At 34.2% G+C, this 21,968-nt stretch carries 13 protein-coding genes and 1 tRNA gene; 13 read left to right on the top strand and 1 reads right to left on the bottom strand.

All coding sequences use genetic code 11. From position 1 onward, the window contains the following. Positions 1-192: 192 nt before the first annotated feature. The 7 genes from V7127_RS23760 (at position 193) to V7127_RS23730 (ending at position 10,761) form a co-directional block, all read left to right on the top strand. The gene (locus V7127_RS23760; protein ID WP_335490470.1) at positions 193-2,454 is read left to right on the top strand and encodes a restriction endonuclease; all 2,262 of its coding nucleotides are present in this window, start codon (positions 193-195) and stop codon (positions 2,452-2,454) included. A 119-nt stretch (positions 2,455-2,573) separates the two neighbouring features. Next, positions 2,574-2,649 (top strand) — tRNA-Leu (locus tag V7127_RS23755). Positions 2,650-3,203: 554 nt separating this feature from the next. After that, the gene (locus V7127_RS23750) at positions 3,204-3,527 is read left to right on the top strand and encodes a hypothetical protein (RefSeq protein ID WP_335490467.1); all 324 of its coding nucleotides are present in this window, start codon (positions 3,204-3,206) and stop codon (positions 3,525-3,527) included. Positions 3,528-3,787: 260 nt separating this feature from the next. Beyond that, on the top strand, positions 3,788-5,266 hold the full coding sequence (locus V7127_RS23745; RefSeq protein WP_335490464.1) for an ATP-binding protein: 1,479 nt from the start codon (positions 3,788-3,790) through the stop codon (positions 5,264-5,266). Beyond that, positions 5,253-7,898 carry a Z1 domain-containing protein gene (locus V7127_RS23740; protein WP_335490461.1) on the top strand — a complete coding sequence of 882 codons (2,646 nt, stop codon included), beginning with the start codon at positions 5,253-5,255 and terminating at the stop codon, positions 7,896-7,898. The genes V7127_RS23745 and V7127_RS23740 overlap by 14 nt, the downstream gene beginning before the upstream one ends. A gap of 25 nt (positions 7,899-7,923) precedes the next feature. Beyond that, positions 7,924-8,946, top strand: a complete 1,023-nt coding sequence (locus tag V7127_RS23735) for a PD-(D/E)XK motif protein (protein WP_335490458.1) — start codon at positions 7,924-7,926, stop codon at positions 8,944-8,946. A 3-nt stretch (positions 8,947-8,949) separates the two neighbouring features. Then, positions 8,950-10,761 carry an AIPR family protein gene (locus V7127_RS23730; RefSeq protein WP_335490455.1) on the top strand — a complete coding sequence of 604 codons (1,812 nt, stop codon included), beginning with the start codon at positions 8,950-8,952 and terminating at the stop codon, positions 10,759-10,761. A gap of 47 nt (positions 10,762-10,808) precedes the next feature. On the opposite strand, the gene V7127_RS23725 is transcribed toward V7127_RS23730, so the two are convergent. Then, the gene (locus tag V7127_RS23725; protein ID WP_335490452.1) at positions 10,809-11,225 is read right to left on the bottom strand and encodes a very short patch repair endonuclease; all 417 of its coding nucleotides are present in this window, start codon (positions 11,223-11,225) and stop codon (positions 10,809-10,811) included. A gap of 197 nt (positions 11,226-11,422) precedes the next feature. Here V7127_RS23725 and V7127_RS23720 point away from each other — a divergent pair, with 197 nt between their 5' ends. The 6 genes from V7127_RS23720 (at position 11,423) to V7127_RS23695 (ending at position 21,622) form a co-directional block, all read left to right on the top strand. Further along, complete coding sequence (locus V7127_RS23720; protein WP_335490449.1) at positions 11,423-13,159, top strand: DNA cytosine methyltransferase; 1,737 nt, start codon at positions 11,423-11,425, stop codon at positions 13,157-13,159. 285 nt (positions 13,160-13,444) lie between these two features. Next, a complete protein-coding gene (locus V7127_RS23715) occupies positions 13,445-14,356 on the top strand; it encodes an HNH endonuclease (protein WP_335490446.1) in 912 nt (303 codons plus the stop codon). Positions 14,357-14,510: 154 nt separating this feature from the next. Next, positions 14,511-15,941 (top strand): ATP-binding protein, encoded by a 1,431-nt coding sequence (locus V7127_RS23710; RefSeq protein ID WP_335490443.1) that lies wholly within the window; start codon positions 14,511-14,513, stop codon positions 15,939-15,941. Beyond that, positions 15,925-18,639, top strand: a complete 2,715-nt coding sequence (locus tag V7127_RS23705; RefSeq protein ID WP_335490473.1) for a Z1 domain-containing protein — start codon at positions 15,925-15,927, stop codon at positions 18,637-18,639. The genes V7127_RS23710 and V7127_RS23705 overlap by 17 nt, the downstream gene beginning before the upstream one ends. Next, positions 18,611-19,555, top strand: a complete 945-nt coding sequence (locus V7127_RS23700) for a PD-(D/E)XK motif protein (protein ID WP_335490440.1) — start codon at positions 18,611-18,613, stop codon at positions 19,553-19,555. The genes V7127_RS23705 and V7127_RS23700 overlap by 29 nt, the downstream gene beginning before the upstream one ends. Before the next feature lie 15 nt (positions 19,556-19,570). After that, the gene (locus tag V7127_RS23695) at positions 19,571-21,622 is read left to right on the top strand and encodes an AIPR family protein (RefSeq protein WP_335490437.1); all 2,052 of its coding nucleotides are present in this window, start codon (positions 19,571-19,573) and stop codon (positions 21,620-21,622) included. The last annotated feature ends 346 nt before the right edge of the window (positions 21,623-21,968 follow it).

The raw sequence follows: 21,968 nt of genomic DNA, 5'->3' as shown, positions 1-21,968 counted from the left end.
GCTTATGATAGTGTATAGATTGAGTTTTAATATAAGTTTTATAAAAAAAGTTTTGTTGATGAGTTTTTATAATTAAGAATCTAAGTTGTGTTCATCGGAATTTGAATATAAGGAAAATTATTGTAAACTTAGAATTACCTTTAGTCCTTGTATCGATTAATATATAAGAAGAGACTCTATAGATATGCTTGTTTGGTTAAATTAAAAGGAATGGAAGGAGTAAGTCTTTTGGGGAATTACGATTTATCTGTATTATCGCCTGATGAGTTTGAATTAATGTGCAAAGATTTACTTGAGGTAGAGAGAAATATAAAATTAGAAAATTTTAAAACTGGTAAAGATGGGGGTATAGACTTACGGTATTCAAAGAATAAAAAGGAAAATATTATTATTCAATGCAAGAGATATGGCAATTTTCAAAGTTTAAAAGGTAATCTTCAAAAAGAAGTAAGCAAAGTAAGAAAACTTAATCCCAAAAAATACATAATTATGACTTCTGCGGGCTTAAGTCCAGCAAATAAGGAATATATCCAAGAATTATTCAAAGGATATATACGTAATACATCAGATATTATTGGTGGAGATGAAATAAAAAGTTTATTAGGAAATCATAAACAGGTAGAAAGAAAGCACTATAAATTGTGGCTTTCAAGTACTAATACTTTACAATCCATTGTTAATAATAATATATTAAATCGCTCTGAATTTACTGAGCAGCAAATAAAAAATAAAATTAGAGTTTATGTTCAAAATGAAAGTTTTTCAAAGGCACAACAAATGTTAAAAGAGGAAGGCTTTCTGATTTTATCAGGTGGTCCTGGAGTTGGAAAAACAACTTTAGCCGAAATATTAAGTTATAGCTACATTGCGAGTGGATATGATTTTTTTGAGATATCAGAGGATATAGAAGAGGCTGAGAAGGTTTTTATTGAGAGTCAAAAACAAATTTTTTATTATGATGATTTTCTTGGGCGGAATTTTTTGGAAAGGAACTTATCAAAAAATGAGGATAGGAGATTACTAAATTTCGTAAACAAGGTCGTTTTGTCACCAAACAAAATTTTTATAATGACCACCAGAGAATATATACTTAGACAAGCACAATTAAAGCATGACCTTTTAAAAGATAAAAGATTTGATTTCAATAAGTACATTATTAATGTAGAAAATTATAATAGATTTATCAGAGCAAAAATTCTATATAACCATGTTTACTTTTCGGAAGTCCCTCTATCATACGTTAGGAAATTAGTAGAAGGGAAGGCGTACCAAAAAATTATTCAACACAAAAATTATAATCCCAGGATTATTAATTTAATGACTAACAAAATGATTATTGATGATATTTCCGAAGAAAACTATCCAAAAGAGTTTATAAATAAATTGGATTACCCAAATGAAATATGGGAACATGTCTTTGAAAATCAGATTGAGGAAGCATCGCAGAATATATTACTTTTGTTAATGGTCATGGGAACAAAGGTTGATTTGTTGCAGTTAGAAAATAATTTTAATAATTTAAATACCATATTAAACAATAAGTTTAATAATAGGGCTTTTAAAAATGGTATAAGAGAATTAGAAAAAACATTTATTAGAATATATAAAGAAAGTATCACGAATAACTTTATTGTTACTTTCCAAAACCCCTCAATACAAGATTTTCTTTTAAAGTATAGTTCGAAGGATAACTCGATTATTGAGATGATTTGGAATACTACATTATATCTTAAGCCCTTGTTGAAAACTTTTTCGGGCTATCGGATTCAAGGAAAAATAAAGATTCCAGCTATTTTAAAAACACGTCTTGTAAAAATTTTAGCTAGGAGATTTGATGAGTATGAAGATTGTGGAAACAACAATTTAAAGCTATCTCAATTAAGAGTCATATCAGATGTTTTCAATATTAATGAATATGAAGAACTAAAAACTATACTTACAACTGTAATAAAAGAAATTACAAGGCCATATTTAGGGAACGTGACAGATTATCTTTTCCTTATTGATAAGTTCAAAAATATACTATTTACCGAAATAGACTATAAAGAATGCTTATTTAAAATTATAGATAACTCTCAACTATTCAGTGATTTAGAACATATTATATTTATTAATAATAATTTTTCTGAAATATACAATGAAATAATGAATGAGATAAATTTAGGAAAAATAATTGACTTGATTTGGGAAGATAACGAAAGTGATTTTGAAAATTGCGACATTGGAGAATTGGAAGCAGTATTGAATACCTTTGAAGAAGTAGGGTCTACATTGGATATTGATACCTCTGATTATATTTCCAGGTTAGAAGGGGTTTTAAGTGAAGTGCCTGAACCTGATTATGAGGCTATTGAAGATTATTACATGGATGACTATAGGGAACGGTTTTATGAGGGCAGAGAAGATGATGAAATTGAAGCCTTATTTGATACTTTGTTAGAAAAAATAGATTAGGATTGCATTATTGACTTTATTGATGCATGATTTAAATAAGTAATGTAAGGTATTTCTTTAATCGTATGGACAATAGCAAGATAAGCATTGATTAGTTTTTTTGAATATGCTGATATATCAACGGTGTGGCGAAATTGGCAGACGCGCACGACTCAAAATCGTGTTCCGTAAGGTTGGTTTCGACCCCGACCACCGGTATCTTTAGATCAAAACGAGTTTATTTTAAAAACGTTCAAACATCTACAAATGTTGATATATCAATGTTTGTAGGTGTTTTTTGTTTTTTCGGGAAAACGGCTGAAAAAGCTAGGTTTTGATATCATTTTACACATTTTTTACACAGGAAAAGTACAAAAAGGAAGTACAATCCCACTTTTCTTATATTAAGAAACTAAAATCATTGATCATTTGACTTTATAATCTTCCTAGTGGGATAGTTACAAAAATTCCTAATCAGTTGTTTCCTATCAAATAATCTCACGCACAATGTACAATTTCCATTCTAAATTACCCTTTATTTCCTTCCGAAACCGCTCGTTTCCATAAAGTTCTTCAAATACTAGAAAACAATGAATCCCATACTCACTGGAATGATAACGCCGACTGTAGAAGTTGATGTAAGCAGCCCAGAAAAGATTAGTATTTTTATGAGCAGCTTATCCTTTTTATTAGTAACTATAAATTGATGATAAAAACTACTTCCTATATGATTCTAATAAATACTATAAATATTATGGGGGACCATTTATATGGAAATGTTATATCCGATTTTTAGCAGAAACAATTTTAATCTTAGGAAGGAAACAACAAAGGCTGCAGAATTCACAAATGATGAAACGAAAGAAATTATTTACTTAGTTCCAACTAAGAAGGAGATTAGCATTATATTAAATCCAGAAATAGTTGATAAGAAAGCGATACTAAGAGCTGATAAAAAGTTTCATAGTACAGCACTCACACAATTTCCAAAAGAAATGCATACGGGCGCGGCTCCGATTCATTACGGTTATTCTTTCAAATTTGCCAATGAAAGTGAATTAGATTCATTTTTATACAGTTTTAACAGAATTTAGACAATTGAAATATAGCTATATAGGGTGCAATATGAGGAATAGGCCGTACTTTCGCGGCCTTTTTTAATTAGTTTTTTTCCAATGTAAGATGTATTGAGATTCGATTCGTATTTATTTTAAATTCTATTACATATCTTAATTTGAAAATAATATTTAAATGTTACTTTTAGTAAAATTAGTAAGTGCTTATACAAATATATGTAAATGTGAAATCTTTGATATAATATTTATAAATATTTTAATTGAACGGAGTCTTTCTTATGAATACTGTATTAACGCAGCCGTCAGCAGCACCAGTAATTCAGGCACTTAGATCTATTGGCTATAATGCCAGCACTGCTATTGCAGATTTGATAGATAATTGCCTGGATGCAAAAGCATCCATTGTTAATATTAATTTTGATTATGGCGAATCAGATGGAATGATCAGAATTATTGATAACGGATTTGGAATGAATGAAGAGATGCTTCAGACTGCTATGAATATTGGTTCTAAGGATCCGCGTGCAAAAAGAAGCACTAATGAACTCGGAAGATTTGGAATGGGTCTGAAGACAGCATCCTTCTCTATGGGAAAGCGATTAAGTGTGCTTACAAAAAGAGAAGGCCAATATTTTGAGAGATGCTGGGATTTAGACCACGTATCTGAATGTAATGAATGGCTGCTTTTCACAAATATTCCCGAAGAAGTTAAATTAAAAATGGGAGAAATACAAGGGGAAAGTGGCACAATTGTCTGCATTGATAAGCTTGACCGATTCATGGGATATGGAGGCAAGCGAAAATTAAAGGAAACCAGTTATTATAATAAAGTCTCCCGAATAAATAGACACTTGGAATTTGTTTTCCACTCTATTCTTGAAAAAAACGAAGTAAAAATGTTTATTAACGGAAAAGTGATTGAGCTATGGGATCCGTTTATGCGATTCCATCAGAATACAATTGAAGGCGAAACACAGATGCTTCGAATTAATGATAATAGAATTAGAGTCCAGTATTTTATCCTGCCTCACGCTTCTAACTTAAATGAGCCTGAGTACAAAAAGGCAGGCGGATATAAGGGCTGGCGTGATCATCAAGGTCTGTATATATACCGTGAGAATCGATTGCTTTACTTTGGAGATTGGATGGGGATGTTCCCAAAGGATGCAGCGTCCCAGCTTGCAAGGGTGCGTATTGATCTGCCTAATACTGCTGATTCTGATTGGCAGGTAGATATAAAGAAATCAGGCATAAACTTACCTGAGGATGCGAAAAAAAGGCTAGAGACCATTTCTGCTATTGCAAGGAAAGTGTCAAGGGATATATTCTATTTCCGGACTCAGACAGGTTCCACAAACCAGACTTTTAAAGGAAGTCTGAATACTTGGGAACAGTCAGGAAGCGAAGATGGCCCGCAATTTATTCTAAATAGGAATCATCCAATTCTATCAGAGCTCCTTAAGAACTTGGATGACGAAAATGCAAAGCTATTAAACTTGTATCTTAAATTTGTGCAGCTTGGTTCGCCAAGCAATATTATAGACTCTCCAAAGGTTCCCGAAGAACAGGTTCAGGAGGTGCAGGATAGTCAGAGAGAGCTGGTTATCCAGTTTGCTTCTTCCATGCTTAAGCTAAATGTAGCAGACAATGAAGAGCAGCTCCTGAATATTTTGTTATCACAGCCTGCATTTGATGGATTGAACCGGGCAACATTGAAAGCAATAATAACGGAGGCGAATTTATTTGTCAGTAATTGATAATAAGAGTCTGTTTGAACAGACCTTTACAAATAATTATTATCTGCTTAAAACAGTATCTTCAACCCAGGAAGAAGCTGCAGAGAAAGCATTAGAATCAGCTAGGATGCTAGCATCTGGGTTTGGCCCAATTGATGATGTAATGTTTCAAAAGTGGTCACTTGAAATGTTTAAGAAATACAAAATTGGTTTAGAGGTTCCAAAGGATTATGTCATGCGGAACGATAGAGAAAAAGGCTGGTTTAAGCCTCAAATGGCAGCGAGCGGATTTTACTGGACAAGGTACCGCAGATATCTCTCAGAGGTGAAAAAATGGCCATTGGAGGCTGTTCAAGCAATTGACGAGACAACAAATCAAATTATGGCTTCAATTGGAAACCCTAATTCCATGGAGCCATTTGATAATCGCGGTCTTGCATTAGGGTATGTTCAGTCAGGGAAAACAGCCAACTTCACAGGACTTATCAATAAAGCCTATGACTTAGGCTATAAGCTAATCATTGTATTATCTGGTATTCATAATGATTTAAGAGCCCAGACACAGATTAGGCTGAATGAAGAAGTGATTGGCAACCGGACAGATAAGAATGGCAATCCGATTGGAGTTGCCCAAATATATTCTAATACAGCCGATCATATTATCTCCTCCTGGACAACAGAGGTTAATGATATTAAGTCCAGCCAAAGGGGCACAAGCAATCTCAATGCTCCAACTTTAATGGTTGTGAAGAAAAACAAAACAGTATTGGAATCGCTTAGAGATCAGCTAATCAATCACCGTGATTTATATAACCTGGATATTCCTGTCCTTATAATAGACGATGAGGCTGACCAGGCATCTGTTGATACTTCTAATCCAGACAAAAACGAAGATCCAAAAACGATTAACCGGCTAATCAGGCAAATACTTGAGGTATTTAACCGAAAGGCTTTTGTTGGCTATACAGCAACACCTTTTGCAAATCTTCTTATTAGCAAAGAGGGGAGAACAGAGGAAGAGGGAGATGACCTCTATCCGAAAGATTTCCTTGTTGGTCTTCCTAAACCGAAGGAATATTGTGGGCCTGAAGAGTACTTTAATGTAGAAGAAGATGCAGATGACACAAGGCCGAGTCTTATTCGTTCACTGAGACAGGAAGATCTTGATGTATTTACCACTATAAAAAAGAAAACAGATGCTGATAAATTCGAAGAAGTGCCGCCGCAAATGCGAGAGGCAATCTTGGCATTTTTACTCGCAATTGCCATCCGTAATTTGAGAGGGCAGAGGAAAAAACATAATTCCATGCTTATTCATACTTCACGCTTCAAGGATGTTCAATCAAGTGTGAAAGATGAAGTCTGGCGGACTTTTGATGCTATCTCAAAACAGCTGCAGTATAATCCTGAAAGCAGTGTGATTGCTGAACTGCAAGAACTGTATGAAAATGACATTCGTCTGACTAGCAGAGAATGGCCAAATGAGAATCATCCTGATTTCAGCTGGGAAGATGTATATGAAGAACTAAGAAAGTGCAGTGAGAGTATTCAAGTATTTGAAATAAACGGTAACAGCCGGGATGCTTTGGATTATCATCAATATAAAGAAGATGGATTAAATGTAATAGCTGTCGGCGGTGACAAATTATCAAGGGGACTTACGCTTGAAGGATTAAGCATCACTTATTATTTCCGGAACACGCTTATGTACGACACACTCATGCAGATGGGCCGCTGGTTTGGCTACAGAAAAGGCTATATGGATCTCTGCCGTATTTACACGTCTGAAGAGATTGCTTCAAATTTTGAGCATCTGGCCATCGCGATGATCCAGCTTCGCCAGGAGTTTGACCGTCTTGCTGCGATGGGAAAAACCCCCTCTGAATATGCAGTCAAAATGCTAAGTCATCCAACAATGATGCTGACAAGCCCGCTGAAGATGAGAAATGCCGTATCTTCGAATGTGATTTATGCAGGTACATTGCAGCAGACAAGGCTATTTGACCCGAATGAACAGGTGCTCAAAGGAAATATGGATGCCACTGTTAAGTTAGTGAACAAGCTTCAATTAGAAAAAAATACTTACAAAAAAACGAACTACTTCACAGCATCTGCCGTTAATGCAGAACTGATTAAAGAGTACCTGTCAGAGTATCAGACAGCTGACAGTACCATTGTGAATTCCGTATTGATTTCGGATTATATTGACCGTGCTAATAGAAGTGGAGAGCTAATAAAGTGGACTGTTGCAGTAGTTGAAGGGGATCCTTCTGTTAGCTCAGGTCTGGGAGAGTACCCTGTTGAAATAGGAAAACTAAAATTAAAATCAGCTGCTGCCCTCGGGAAGAAAGTGACCCCGCCGGTAAGCAAGGATCATATAAGAGACATTGGGGCAATTGTTTCTCCTAATCATGAATACATTGACCTTGACCCTGAAGAGATAGAGGGAATAAAAGACCGGACAGAAAAACGCAGAATCCGTGACAAAGAAAAAGGATTAATCCTAATATATCCTTTACATCCGCAAGTGCCGATCTTCGAAAGTCTGGATGTGAAATACTCTTCAAAATTAGTGCCAATTGGAATTGCATTTTCTTTCCCTGGCACAGAGATCGATGATACAAGTATCTACCAGACTAACAAAACAGTATAAATAACTTTATTTAAGGAGAGTAGCTGTGATTAACCTAAAAATAGAGTTTGAACAAATGATCAAGGAACTTAAAAGCCAAGATGACAGTGAAGTCTATAAGCTTAATGTCCTTACTTACGAAAGTCCTGTCATGTTTGCAGGAATTGATCCCGCCAATCATCATCGCCAGCTTTACATTGACTTGGGAACCGAACCATGGGCGGATGATCAGGAAAAAGCCTTGCCGAAATGGCGCGGAATGTCTGTGAAAATTGAGTACTTTGAGAAGGTTTTTCTGTTAAAACAGCATTATTTTCTCGTTATCAGGCAGGAGGATGAACAAAGCTCTGAAATATTTGACGTTGTTCTCCAAAACCTTGCTGATCATTTGGCGGCTGAAAATGCGGAGTCTCTTTTTTCTAAAGTTTATAAGGTCCTCGATAGATGGAGAATCTTTTTCCAGAGAGGCGGGTTCAAAAAGCTTTCAGAAGAACAGCAAAGAGGTTTATTTGGAGAATTATGGTTTATTAATGAATGGCTGGATAAAAACCCTGGACAGCCCCCGCTTATTATTGAGCAGTGGGAAGGCCCTACAAGAGGCAGAATAGATTTTAAAGGAAGCCGGTGCGGTCTTGAGATTAAAACTGTCATTGATAAATTATCGAAAACTATTAAAATATCTAATGAAAATCAGCTTAAATTAAGTGAAGCTGTTTCATCTATATTTCTTTATGTATGTTTTCTTGAGCAGAGCAGAACGCATGGTTTATCTCTTCAGGAACTCGCAAACCAAGTTCGGAACAAAATAGCAGAAAGGTCCGAAAGAATTGCGCTCTTATATTTTGATCTAATGACGGACCTTGGTTTTAGAGAAGAAGAATACGCTGATACTCTGTACTTTGTAGAAAAGACAGAAGTCTATGAAGCGGGGGAGGATTTTCCAAGACTCCTAAAGGAAGATCTGCCTAAGGGTATTTCTCATGTAACATATAATATCGATCTTACTCATTGTTCAGAGTTTGAGAAAGATCAAGAAGCCATATACCAAATGTTTAGAGTGGAAGGATAAAAAATGGTTGAAAATAGACAAAGAAAAGAATTTCTCATCGACTTTATGGAGGAGCTAGAAGAAAGGGCAGCTAAAACAGGGAGCTATCAGGTTCCATTTCTTGAAAAAATGCTGTCGTTTATGGAAAGGCCTGATGATCCTGAAATTTTGATCCCGCCTTATTTAGATACAGCAAAGAATATTGCAGTCAATGCTTATTCCTTTGACGATGAGAATAATATATTAGACCTGTACGTAACGGATTATAATTTTGAACAAAATGAAGATGATCTTCTTACAGTTAACATGACTGCAGTAACAGAGACTGCCAATAAGGCAAAACGATTTGTAACAAACGCAAAGTCACTTATGCAAACTATTGATCATTCATTAGAAGCTTTTGACCTTGCTAAGATTATTTCGAATGAGATGGATAATCTTAACGAAATTAACATCTTTGTAGTAACAAACATGTATTATTCTTCTAATAAGCCTGTAGAGATGTCAATCCCTGGTATTGAAACAGTCAATGTACAAGTTTGGGATATTGATCGTGTTCAGCAGCTCATTACTTCCGAACAGGCTATTGAAACAGACTATATTGACTTTGAAAAGGATTATGGTGAGACCTTTGAAATGATGTTTGTTCCAGATCCTGCGAATGGGGTTAAGGAATTTGACTGTTATGTCGGATACATTTCAGCAGAGCTCCTTGCAAAAGCATATGATGAATGGGGACAAAAATTAGTTGAAAGAAACGTCCGCTCGTTCCTCCAAGCTAGAGGAGGAACAAATAAAGGTATAAGAGATACCCTAAAAGATCCCTTTCAGCGTAAAATGTTTGTAGCTTATAACAACGGAATTTCAACTGTAGCCCGAACTGGTGATTTTGAAATGGTAAATGAAGGTGTAAACCAGTATAGAGTAAAGGGTCTAAGCGGCTGGCAGATTGTTAATGGAGGACAAACTACAGCTTCTATTCATAAGGCTTATAAAGAAGGAATTAGCCTTCAAGATGTTTATGTACAGGCAAAGCTTACTATTCTTCAGGTTAATGAATTTGTTACAAAAGATCAGCATTTGTTAGAAGATGATATGATCTCAAGAATTTCACAATATGCAAATACACAAAACAAAATAAACAAATCAGACCTTCTCGCTAATACCCGGTTTATGTCTGATTTAGAAAAGTTCTCCCGAAATATTTGGATTCCTGCACTTGATGGCAGAAGACCAGAGAATAAATGGTATTTTGAACGTGCAAGAGGCCAGTATATGGTAGATATTAGCCGAAGAAATCGCGGAAAGGAACAAAGCGAATTCAAAAAGCAGTATCCTAAAAATAAAGTACTGACAAAAGTAGACCTTGCGAAATATTTCATGTCATGGGAAGGCTATCCTCATGTTTCAAGTAAAGGCGGAGAGGAAGCTTTTAAAAAATTCATGGATTTGAACAAAAGTTTTTGGAGCGGCAGTACACAGGAAAAAATAACCCTATCTGTCTATCAAAAATTAATCGCAAGAGCAATAATTAATCAGCGAGTAGAAGAGATTGTTAATGAAATGAAACTGAGAGGCTATAAGGCGAATGTTATTTATTATACAGCATCTATGCTTCATCACTTGTACAGTGGTCACATCGATTTAGTTGCAGTATGGGAAGAACAATCTTTATCTGATAAATGGGATGAAGTTATCAGAATCATTGCTGATAAAACTTTATTCTATTTAAAAGACTCTGCTGGTGAACGAAACGTTACTCAATGGGCAAAACAAGAGGCATGCTGGATACAATATAAAGATTCATGTTCGAAAGAATTAAGTAATTTAATTTAAAACATGAAAACACCCTTATCTTACTTTCAGCAAAGAGTTGGGTGTTTTCATTTTGAATTTTTTGCACTTCTAATAAAGTCAGCAATCATTTCTATGGTTTTTTCAAAGTCCTGTTTAAACTCGTGTTCCCAAATTCGGAGTACTCTCCAGCCATTCTCAATGTAAAAGCTTGTTACCTCTTTATCCCTGCTTTTATTTCTGCCGAGTTTATTCATCCAATAATCTTGGTTTGATTTTGGCATATTTCCATGAACAGGGCAGCAGTGCCAGAAACAGGAATCAATAAATATGACAACTTTGTATTTTTTAATGGAAATATCAGGTTTTCCGAACATTTTTGTATTTTTTCTGAAGCGGAAACCTTTCTTCCAAAGCGCTTTTGAAACATCGTTTTCTAAATTTGACTGTGATTTGATTGCTTGCATGTTTTTGGAGCGCTGCTCTTTTGTTATTTTATCAGGCATCGAATCACTTCCGTCTTTTATAACTATTAAAAATATTCCCTTAAAGGTACTGGTTTAAACATGATCAAATCCCTTTTAATATTAGTAGTTTTATTATGGTATAATTGAAAAGTTACTTAAAAAAGACTTGAATGGAACATTTGTTCTGTTATAATGTAATTAGAATTTACTACTTCATGTAGAAGTGAGGTTTTTAAATGGATAAACTAAAAGTAATGGATCTTTTTGCAGGAGCAGGCGGTCTCAGCAATGGATTTGAACAGACTGGAAAGTTTAAAGTTAAGGTTGCTGTAGAAATCAATGATTATGCAAGGGAAACATACAAAAGAAACCATGAAAATGATGTTATTTTACATAAAGATATCACTCAACTGGAGTATGTAAATAACGAAGGAGAAAAGAAGGCAGAATACAAAGATATTGATGTAATAATTGGAGGCCCTCCATGCCAAGGATTTTCAAATGCAAATAGGCAGCAAAATACACTAATTTCTTCAAACAATCAGTTAGTAAGAGAATTTATTCGTGCAATCGAGGAAATAAAGCCAAAAGCATTTGTTATGGAAAATGTTAGAACATTAGAATCTGAAAAACATAAGTTCTATCTAAATGATAAAGATGAAGTGGAATTAAAAAGATTAAATATTGAGCCATCAGAAGAACATATTAAGATTGGATACAGAAATTCATATTCAGGGAGATTAAAAGAATTTCTTTTCAATGCTTATCAAAAAAAGATAGATTTAAGACCTTATATGGTGAACAAAGAGCTTTTATCTAAGCTGAACTCTTTGTTAAGACATGCTAGAAAGCAATCGAATAGAGCTTTAATGGAATTCATTAATAAAGAAACAAATCAAAAAGATTTTACAAGAATTATCAATAATCAATGGCAGGAATCGCATCAAGAGTATTGGGACAACCTTTACCATTTAGATTGGGCAGATCTGGGTGAAATGCTTAAAAACTTAATTGAAAAAAATGAATTAAATCTTTCCGATTTAAAGAGCAGATTAGAAGAGATTGTTGAAACTCAAAAGGTTATTAATAAAATATCTGAAATAATTTTGAACCGTGTAATTTTGTATGATATTAATATTAATGAGTACACTCTTCATGTTACAATAAAATCCTTTAATGTTTTTAATTATATTAAACGAAAATTCTCGGACCTAGGTTATATTATTAATGGGGAACAATATATATTCAATGCAGCACGATATGGGGTACCTCAAGAAAGAAGAAGACTCATTTTGATGGGTGTCCGAAAAGATTGTTTAAAAGCTGAAAAGGTTATAACTCCAAAACCATTATTTTTAAACAAAGAGGAATTTAATAAAATATATGATGCTATTGGGGACTTAGAGAGGTTAGCCCCAAGTACTGATGTTAAGGAAGATGAAATGGACAGGGGAACCAATACTCCCATTCTTGGCAGTCCATTAAATGAATACCTTAACAATAATAGCAATCAAAAAATCTATAACCATGTACGGACAGAATCCAGGGATGTTGCTGTTAAAAGATTTAAAGCTCTAAAAGAAGGACAAAATTTCCATGATTTGGACGAGTCATTAAAAACTACCTATACTGATCATAGCAGGACTCAAAATACTATTTATAAAAGACTATCATACAGTCAGCCTGCAGATACAGTTGTAAATGTTAGAAAATCAATGTGGATACATCCGGTAAAAGACAGAGCTATCAGCATAAGAGAGGCTGCAAGATTACAATCATTCCAAGATTCCTACAAATTTGTTGGATCGAAGGATTCTCAGTATCAGCAAATTGGAAATGCTGTTCCTCCAATCTTGGCAAGGTGTATAGCAGAAGGGTTATTGGAGTCATTAGGAATAAAGTTAGAGGTTAAAACTAAAGATATAATAATTCCTGAGCAAATGGTTAATACAGGGGAATATGAGGTCCATTGACCTAATAATCTATAAAAGAAGCTATATCCGATGGATATAGCTTCTTTTATTTTTCAATAATTAAATTTTATTGGAATTATATTACCAAAAGATAATTCTTTTAAGGTACAATTATATCATAAAGATTCTTAATAATTTGGAAACTCAATACTTTAAAAATTTTACATAGATAAGCATCCCAATTAATTTAGAATATTAAGGTATATAGAATGATATTTTAATTATACCTCAGTAACGTTAAAAAATTGAAATTGCATTTTTTTTCAAAATGAAAGGATGACACCTATGGATCGAGTGCATGAAGGAATTTTAAGAAAGTTTCAATTCCTGAAAGGAAAGTTATTAATTGGCAAAGTTGAAATTAAAGGAGAGAGTTCACAAAAAAAACTGCCGCCTGATCAATTTGTACCTGAGCCACATATCCTGCATGATTTAATTAGAGGTTTCTATAAACCAGCAAAAAAGCCATATTTATTATCCTATCAAGCTACGGAATTAGATTCAAATTACGGGAAACAAATAATATGGGACAAAAAGGGATACAGTTTTATTAAAATAGAGATGAAACCTCCAAGTGGTGAGAAAGATAATCGAAAAATAAGTGATATAGAAGCTGCTAGATATAATCTACTAAATAATATTCCAATTGGAATATTACATAAGGAAAATAAGGGTAAAAACAGAGTACTTGGATTAGGGATAATTGTGTCAGAGAGGGCTGATGGTGTATTTTTAGTTGATCCTTATGAGTTCAAAGAAGATACCGCTGGAGATTTACAATTTTTAAAGAAGATGCATGAAGATCTAGATATATATACAAATATAGTCCAACAGATCCTCCAAAGTAATGCGCAAGAATATTTTAGAAATAAATTATTATTGCATTCACAACAGTGTGTAATTTGCGGAATTAAAGAAAGGGCATTTTTGCTCGCAAGTTATATAAAGCCCTGGAGGTATTCCTCTCATAATGAAAGGGTTGATGAAAACAATGGTCTATTATTCTGCCCTAATCACGAAAAAATTTTTAATTGTGGATACATCTCTTTTTCAAGTAATGGAAAAATTTTAATTTCATCTGAATTACCAGAAGAAATTATTAGGAAGATAAATTTATCTTCAGAGATATCTATTAAAACGAATATAGTAATGGAAACGTATATGAAGTGGCATAGAAAGAACTGTTTTAAAAAGTAAACAAATGATCTATAAAATAAATCTTGCAAAATAGTAGACATAATCAAAAAAGTTTAACAAGGATAAATATTTATGATTAATACCGAGTTAAAAAATATTTTATTAGTATTTTTTTCTCGAGATATTATTTAATAATAAAAAAGTTGGTGAAAAATTGATAACGGAAGTAGTACAACCGAATATATCCAATTTTATAAAATCCTTAAGAGATATAGGGTATACATTTGAGGTAGCTGTTGCAGATGTGCTTGATAATAGCATTACAGCAAAAGCAAAAAATGTACATATTTCTTGTATGCCAAATCCAAGTACAGTGTTTACATTATTAGATGATGGTACTGGGATGTCTAATAGTGAGCTTATTGATGCTATGCGTTTAGCTACAAATGATCCAGACTCTCCTAGAGAAGGAGTAGACTTGGGGAAATTTGGATTGGGCTTAAAAACAGCATCTTTTTCACAATGTATAGACTTAACAGTTTTATCGAAAAAGAATGGGGTAGTGTCTATTAAACAATGGGACTTAAAATATATTTCAAGAGAAAACGAATGGTTATTAATTACGCCAGATATAAGTGAGTACACTAATGTGCCTTTGTTTGAGGAGTTTATGCAACAAGAAAACGGGACGTTGGTAGTGTGGCGCGGGATTGATACGTTTAAAGAAGCCGACATACCTAATAAGTTAGATATATTGAGAAGCCATTTATCTTTAGTATTTCATTGCTTTTTAGAAGGGATCGTTCCTGGAAAAAATGCCTTAAAAATTTTTGTCAATGGTCAATCATTAGAACCTTTTAATCCATTTAACCCAAAACATATAGCAACGCAGCAATTGGTACCGGAAAAAATAAAATATTTAAATTCAGAAATAATAGTGCAGCCTTATATATTACCGCACCATTCGAAGCTATCTCAACAGGAATTTGACAAATATGCTACAAAAGATGGCTACACCAAATCACAGGGTTTTTATTTATATCGTGCCCATCGCTTGTTGATTCACGGCACATGGTGGAGTATGCATAGAACAAACGATGCACACAAGCTTGTACGTATTAAAATTGATATCCCTAACAATCAGGATACCGCATGGGGAATTGATATAAAGAAATCAGCGGCCAATCCAGTAAGTGAAATTAAGAAAGACCTAAAGCGTATCATTCAGCAAGTAACTGTAAAGGGATCGAGACCTTTTACAGGTAGAGGTAAAAAGATTGAAGATAAGAGAACTACTCGATTTTGGGAGCTGGTTGCTGATAATAAAGATATTCACTTTGCAATCAATCGAGAGCACCCGATTATCAAAAATCTAGAAGACACACTAAGAGAAGACCAACATCAATTATTAAATGTCATTTTAATGGGGTTAGAAAGCTATTTGCCGTTAGATGCCATTGTTGCTCAGTTGAATACTAATCCGCTAAAAGTCAAACAAGAAACACTAATTAATGAAAATGAGATTATAATGCTAGTGGAAAATTGGCGTTCAAAAGGTGTTAGTGAAGCGTTCATTAAGGAATTACTGAAAACGGAAGTATACAAAAACAAGGAGGGGTATTTTGAAAATGCAAGCCAACACTGAGATTAATCATTATGTCATGTATAAACATGTAAAAGAAAAAATTTCTGGAACACTACAGGAACAAAGCGGTTTGCAGGAAGATACTATCCAAATAATTATCGAAGAATGGAAATCTTTAATCAAAGTTACAAAGCCACAGTTCTTAAAGACAATTTTAGGAATAGCAGATGCGAATAATATACGTCCATTAACGGAAGAGGAATGGAAGTATCTTCAAACAGAAATGGAGCAATCCTTTAATGTTCGGATCACAACAGGGATTCTTGTAACAGGAAAAGAACAGAAGAATAGAGACACCACTTGGTGGACAGGTAAAAAAAAGCTCCAATCTGATAATTATTATTTAACCAATTATATGACGTACATGAAACGTGATTTACCGCAAAAAGTACTCGAAACCATTAATGATGATACGGATGCCATTATGAATAACTTAGCAGACCCTGATTTAGAGTCCTTTTCAAGATATGGCATGGTTGTGGGCCATGTCCAATCAGGAAAGACCTCCAACTATGCTTCGTTAATTTGTAAGGCTGCTGATGCCGGTTATCGTTTTATAGTTGTTATTGCCGGCGGACAAAATAACTTGCGTGACCAGACACAAGCACGACTAGACGAAGTATTTGTCGGAGCAAATTACAGGGGTGTCGGGCTATTACCTGAATTTAAAAGAGAAAAAATGCCTGCAAGTTTAACCAATGCAAAAAATGACTTCAAAATTGAAACAGCCAGAGCGCAGGGAACTACAAATTTTGATAATATGAAGCAACCAATTATAGTAGTGATTAAAAAACATACGAAGACCTTAGATCATCTTTTAAAATGGTTAGATATTCATTATAAGAATCAGGTGGATAAACCAATGCTTGTGATCGATGATGAATCCGATTATGCATCGATTAATACAAAAAAAGAAGAAGAACCAACCGTTATCAATGAGAAGATACGGCTTCTCTTACAGAAATTCAAAAAGAGTGCCTATGTAGCCTATACAGCAACACCATATGCTAACATTTTCATCGATCATAATGCAAAAAATGAAGGTGCAGGCAGAGACATATTCCCAAGCGATTTTATTTACGCGCTTGAAGCACCATCTAATTATTTCGGTGCAGAAAAGATTTTTAATAAAGACAACGAGAAGTATGTAGTCGAAATTCCTAATGATGAAGTTGCTTATGAGTTAGATGATGACATTCTCTATCCTCCAAATGAAATCCCTTTTGTCATTAAGCACAAAAAGGACTATGATGGTGAACTAAGAAAGCTGCCTGAAAGCTTAAAGGATGCTGTTCGTTTATTTGTTATCAATATTGCAATCCGTAATTTACGGAATCAAAAGAAGCATAATAGTATGTTAATCCATATTTCTAGATTCACTGGCGTACATGTTAAGGTGAAAAAACTTGTAGCAAGTTACTTTGAGGATCTTAAAGCTGAAATTAAAGCGTATGGAAACCTGGCGAATCCGTACAATTTTTCACATTTGAAAGCAATGAAAGCTACATTTTCTGAAAGATTAAAAGATATCGAATTTGATTTTGGTACGGTTTTAAAAGAAGTCTGTTTATTAGTAGATTCCATTCAAGTTGTAGATGTACATCAGAAAGCCAAAATCCCTTTAGAGTATCGAAAGGATATTCAATCAAATGTTATCGTAATTGGCGGGTTAAGCTTGTCCCGCGGTTTTACATTAGAGGGATTAAGCGTGAGTTATTTCTTAAGAACGACGATCTATTATGATACATTAATGCAAATGGGCCGATGGTTTGGTTACCGAATCGGTTATGAAGATATTTGCAGAGTGTACTTAACGGATGACATGAATAAGAAATTTGGATTTATTATTGATGCTACGAATGAATTAGTCAGCCGTTTAAATGTTATGCGAGAAGAAAATTTAACACCGGAAGACTTTGGTTTGGCCGTGCAATTGCATCCAGATAGTCTGCTTCAGGTTACAGCACGCAATAAGTCAAAATATACAGAAGATATGTATTTAGAGATGAACCTGGATGGTCAGATTAAAGAAACTAGATGGATCAGCAATAAATCAGACGATCTTAATGCAAATGAAACCCTGTTAAAAGAAACAATCCAAGCCTTACAAAAGGGGGAATACGAGTATGTAGCAACCGATAGTCATGTTTGGAAAAATGTTGATAAAACGATTGTTAAAAGATTCGTGGAAAATTACCGATTGTATAAAAATGACCCTTTGGGATTAAAATCGAGAATGCCGATTGAATTTATCAAAGATTATATTGAAAGAGTTAATATAGACTGGGATGTAGTCTTATACAATGGTAATAGCGATACAATATTCGAGGCTGATTCCATTCAAGTTCAGCGACAATACCGTTCTGTAACAGAAAAGCACAGTTATTACGAAGTTGCCAATAGACAGCTTTCAAGAGCGAAACCAGAAAGTATTATCATGCCGACTGTATTCAAAAAGTTGAAATCACATGAAATGCGCGAAAAATTGGTGAAGCCAGTATTATTCGTACATGCTTTAGAACTTGGGGATAGAAAAAATAATAAAATAGAAGCTGTTGGGTTTAGTATCAGCTTCCCAAATTCAAAAGATCCTTTTGTTAACAATGTAAAAGTTCGGATAAATAGTGTATACAAAAAGCAACTGGAAGAAGCGTATAGAGAAGAAGCTGGTGAAGACGGTGACTATGATGATGAATAATCCCTGGTTACAATTAGACCGGCTCAGCCGAATAAGAGTAAAAGAAACAATCAAATATAATGCGTTTTGGATTGTGGATGCCTTCAATCAATATGGATTAATGATGCAATGTGATGAAGATTTTATTCAGCCGATCCGCGAGATCAAGCTTAATGGGATGCAAATTCAGCTTGATCAATCTTCAAGTCCGAACAAGCTTATTTTACTATTAAAAGAATCGAAGGATTGGGAGATTTTCCTAATCCTTTGCAATGATTTAATAAATGTTATGAAGGAGCATAATGAAAATATAATTGTAAATGTAATGAAACGAGTAGAACGCTGGCAGAAGCTGCTTCGCAAGTCAAGTTTTAAAATCATGTCAAAAGAAGAACAGATGGGTTTGTACAGCGAATTAAAAATCTTACGCGATTATATCATACCTGCTTATGGTTATAGTGTCGGTATCCACGGCTGGGTTGGCGCATTGGGAGACAAGCAGGATTTCCTCCTGAAGAACTTCGCGATTGAAGTAAAATCTTTTCGTATGACTTCAGGTAATCGTGTTTGGATTTCTTCTAAAGAACAATTGAATTCAGAAAAAAATCCTTTGTATCTATTTTCCTGTGCTCTAAATGAAGCAGGTAGCGGGGAAACCATTGCTGACTTGGTTAAATCGATTAAAGAAAAAATTGAAAATGAAAGCCTTTCAAATGAGTTTACTGAAAAGGTTGAAGAGTATGGTTATTTTCCTGAAATACCGCAGGAATCTCTATCAAAGTTTCTATTAGAACAGGTTATCGGTTATGAAGTAAGAGATGGATTTCCGAAGATAGCTTCAGAACATGTTTCACATTTAATACCAAACATAAAATACAACATTGATTTATCGGGGTGTACAAATTTTAAAGTAAACATAACAGATATTTTAATATAAACGGAGATGGTAGTCATGGCAACTTTAGTAGAGTTCCATCAGGACTTCTTACAATCCATATTTTCGGATTCCGAAAGTCGCGGATTATTGAAAGCTCAGTCTTTTTTCGAATTAGTATGTGAAGATCTTATGCAAGTAGGCGATTTAACCAATAATTATGAAATGGCAGAATTCATAAAAACAGGTTGTGAGGTTTATGGATACGATTATGATGAAGGCAGAAAAATATTTACATTGATTAATTTTCAATTCTTTCAAGATGATGTCATTGAAACATTAACCAAACAGCAGATAACGACAAAGTTTAATCGTTTAAAAAAATATGCGGAGTTAAGCATGGATGGTCTTCATTATGATTTAGAGGAGACCTCTGATGCCTATTCTTTGGCATTTACTATTAATCGGCACGTGCAAAACAACTTAATTGATAAATTTCGTTTTATTGTCTTAACAGATGGTAAAATGTCAAAAAACATATCCCATATACCAAACGAATCGATTGAAGGTATTGTATGCGAGCATAAAATTATTGATATACAATATTTATACAGTATCTATATGTCTCAAAACAGCTCTGGTTCATACAATATTGAATTGAACATTCCTTATTTGGAAGTACATAACACATCGGATGAATATCAGTCCTATTTAGGGATTATGAACGGAGAACAATTATTTAAAATTTACGATGAATACGGGCAAAAGCTTCTTGAACAAAACGTCCGTACCTTTTTGCAGTTTAGAGGAGGAGTCAATAAAGGAATACGAAATACCATTCAGTATAAACCGGATATGTTTTTTGCCTATAATAACGGCATTACTGCAACTGCCACGGATGTGGAAACGAGGAACGGATTTATCACCAAAATTACCGATTTCCAGATAGTTAATGGCGGCCAAACTACTTCTGCCATTTATGCAGCAAAAAAGAACTCAAAGCTGGATATTTCAAATATATCGGTACAAATGAAATTATCCGTTGTAAATAATTTTGAGAAAAAAAGCGAGTTTGTATCGAGCGTGTCGGAGTACGCCAATACCCAAAACAAAGTTAACAAATCAGACTTCTTCTCTAATAGTCCGTTCCATAAAGAAATGAAAGATTACTCTAAACGCATTTGGGTTGCTACTCGAGGAGGTTCTCAAAAACGTACTCATTGGTTTTACGAAAGAGTGCGTGGTGAATATTTAAATGAGCAAGCTTATTTATCACCAGCTAAAAAAAGACAATTTCAAATTGAAAACCCTAAAGATCAGCTAATCGAAAAGACGTTCTTGGCGAAAAGCGAAAATTCATGGGATCGGAAACCGCATATTGTTTCAAAAGGTGCCCAATATAGCTTTGAGGAGTTTGCCAAATCGGTAACAAATACATTAGAAAAAAATGATCTGGCAATCACCGAGAATTATTTTAAGGATGCAGTATCAAGGGTTATTCTATTCCGGGCAACAGAAAAAATTGTTTCAAAGGCCCCTTGGTATGAAAATGCCTTTAGAGCACAAACAGTTGCATATTCAATCTCATTGCTCTCTCATTCTATACAAAGACGGAAGCTATTTTTGGATTTTGGTAGAATATGGGACGAACAGCGGTTACCATTTGAGCTAGAAGAATTAATGAAGCATATCACAATGATAGTATATGAGAGAATTACTAATCCGCCGCCAGGCTCCGCTAATATTGCACAATGGTGTAAAAAAGAGCAATGCTGGAACGATGTTCGTGGTATAGAAATCGATTTATTACCGCTTAAGAAAATAGTTATCACTACAGAGGAAGCCAAATATGAACAAAAATCAGATAAAAAACAAAAAGAATTGGACAATGGTATTGAAATACAAGCGTTTGTTGTTCAAACCGAATTAGAACTTTGGATTCAACTTTTAGGATATTTTATGAGCAATAACAATTTTCGATCGCTTACTATTACACAAAGGGACATCTTAAAAAAATATACTGATGGTAAAATCCCTTTACCGTCCGAGAAGCAGTCAAAGGTTCTTTATTCGCTATATCAAAAAGCAGTAAATGAAGGATGGGAAGTTGTAGAAAGTTATGGTGTATAGAATAAAAATCGGTTTATCCGATACCACAGGAGAAAATCATTACTTCTTTTGATAACTTGTTCCTCAAGAGTTCTGGTGGCTGACACCCGGTACGGCGAGTGATCACCAATAGGTTTACTTTTTCTACCTTATACTGCATATTGTTTACTAAAATAATTTACAATTAAATTCGAAGGTCACACAATGCCCATAATAACGGTGAATACATAAACGAACTCAAGAAAAAAAGCTTTGAAGAATTAGAAGATGGGTAATTACAGGCTCAAAAATTATCTCTAGAAGTAAATGCTTGTAACCATAAAATTTACCTGGATTGTATTAAAGAAGAATTCTTACAGTATCTTTA

The sequence above is a fragment of the Bacillus sp. JJ1773 genome (genome assembly GCF_036962035.1).
Lineage (GTDB): Bacteria > Bacillota > Bacilli > Bacillales > Cytobacillaceae > Cytobacillus.
This window is presented reverse-complemented; position numbering and strand designations above follow the sequence as displayed.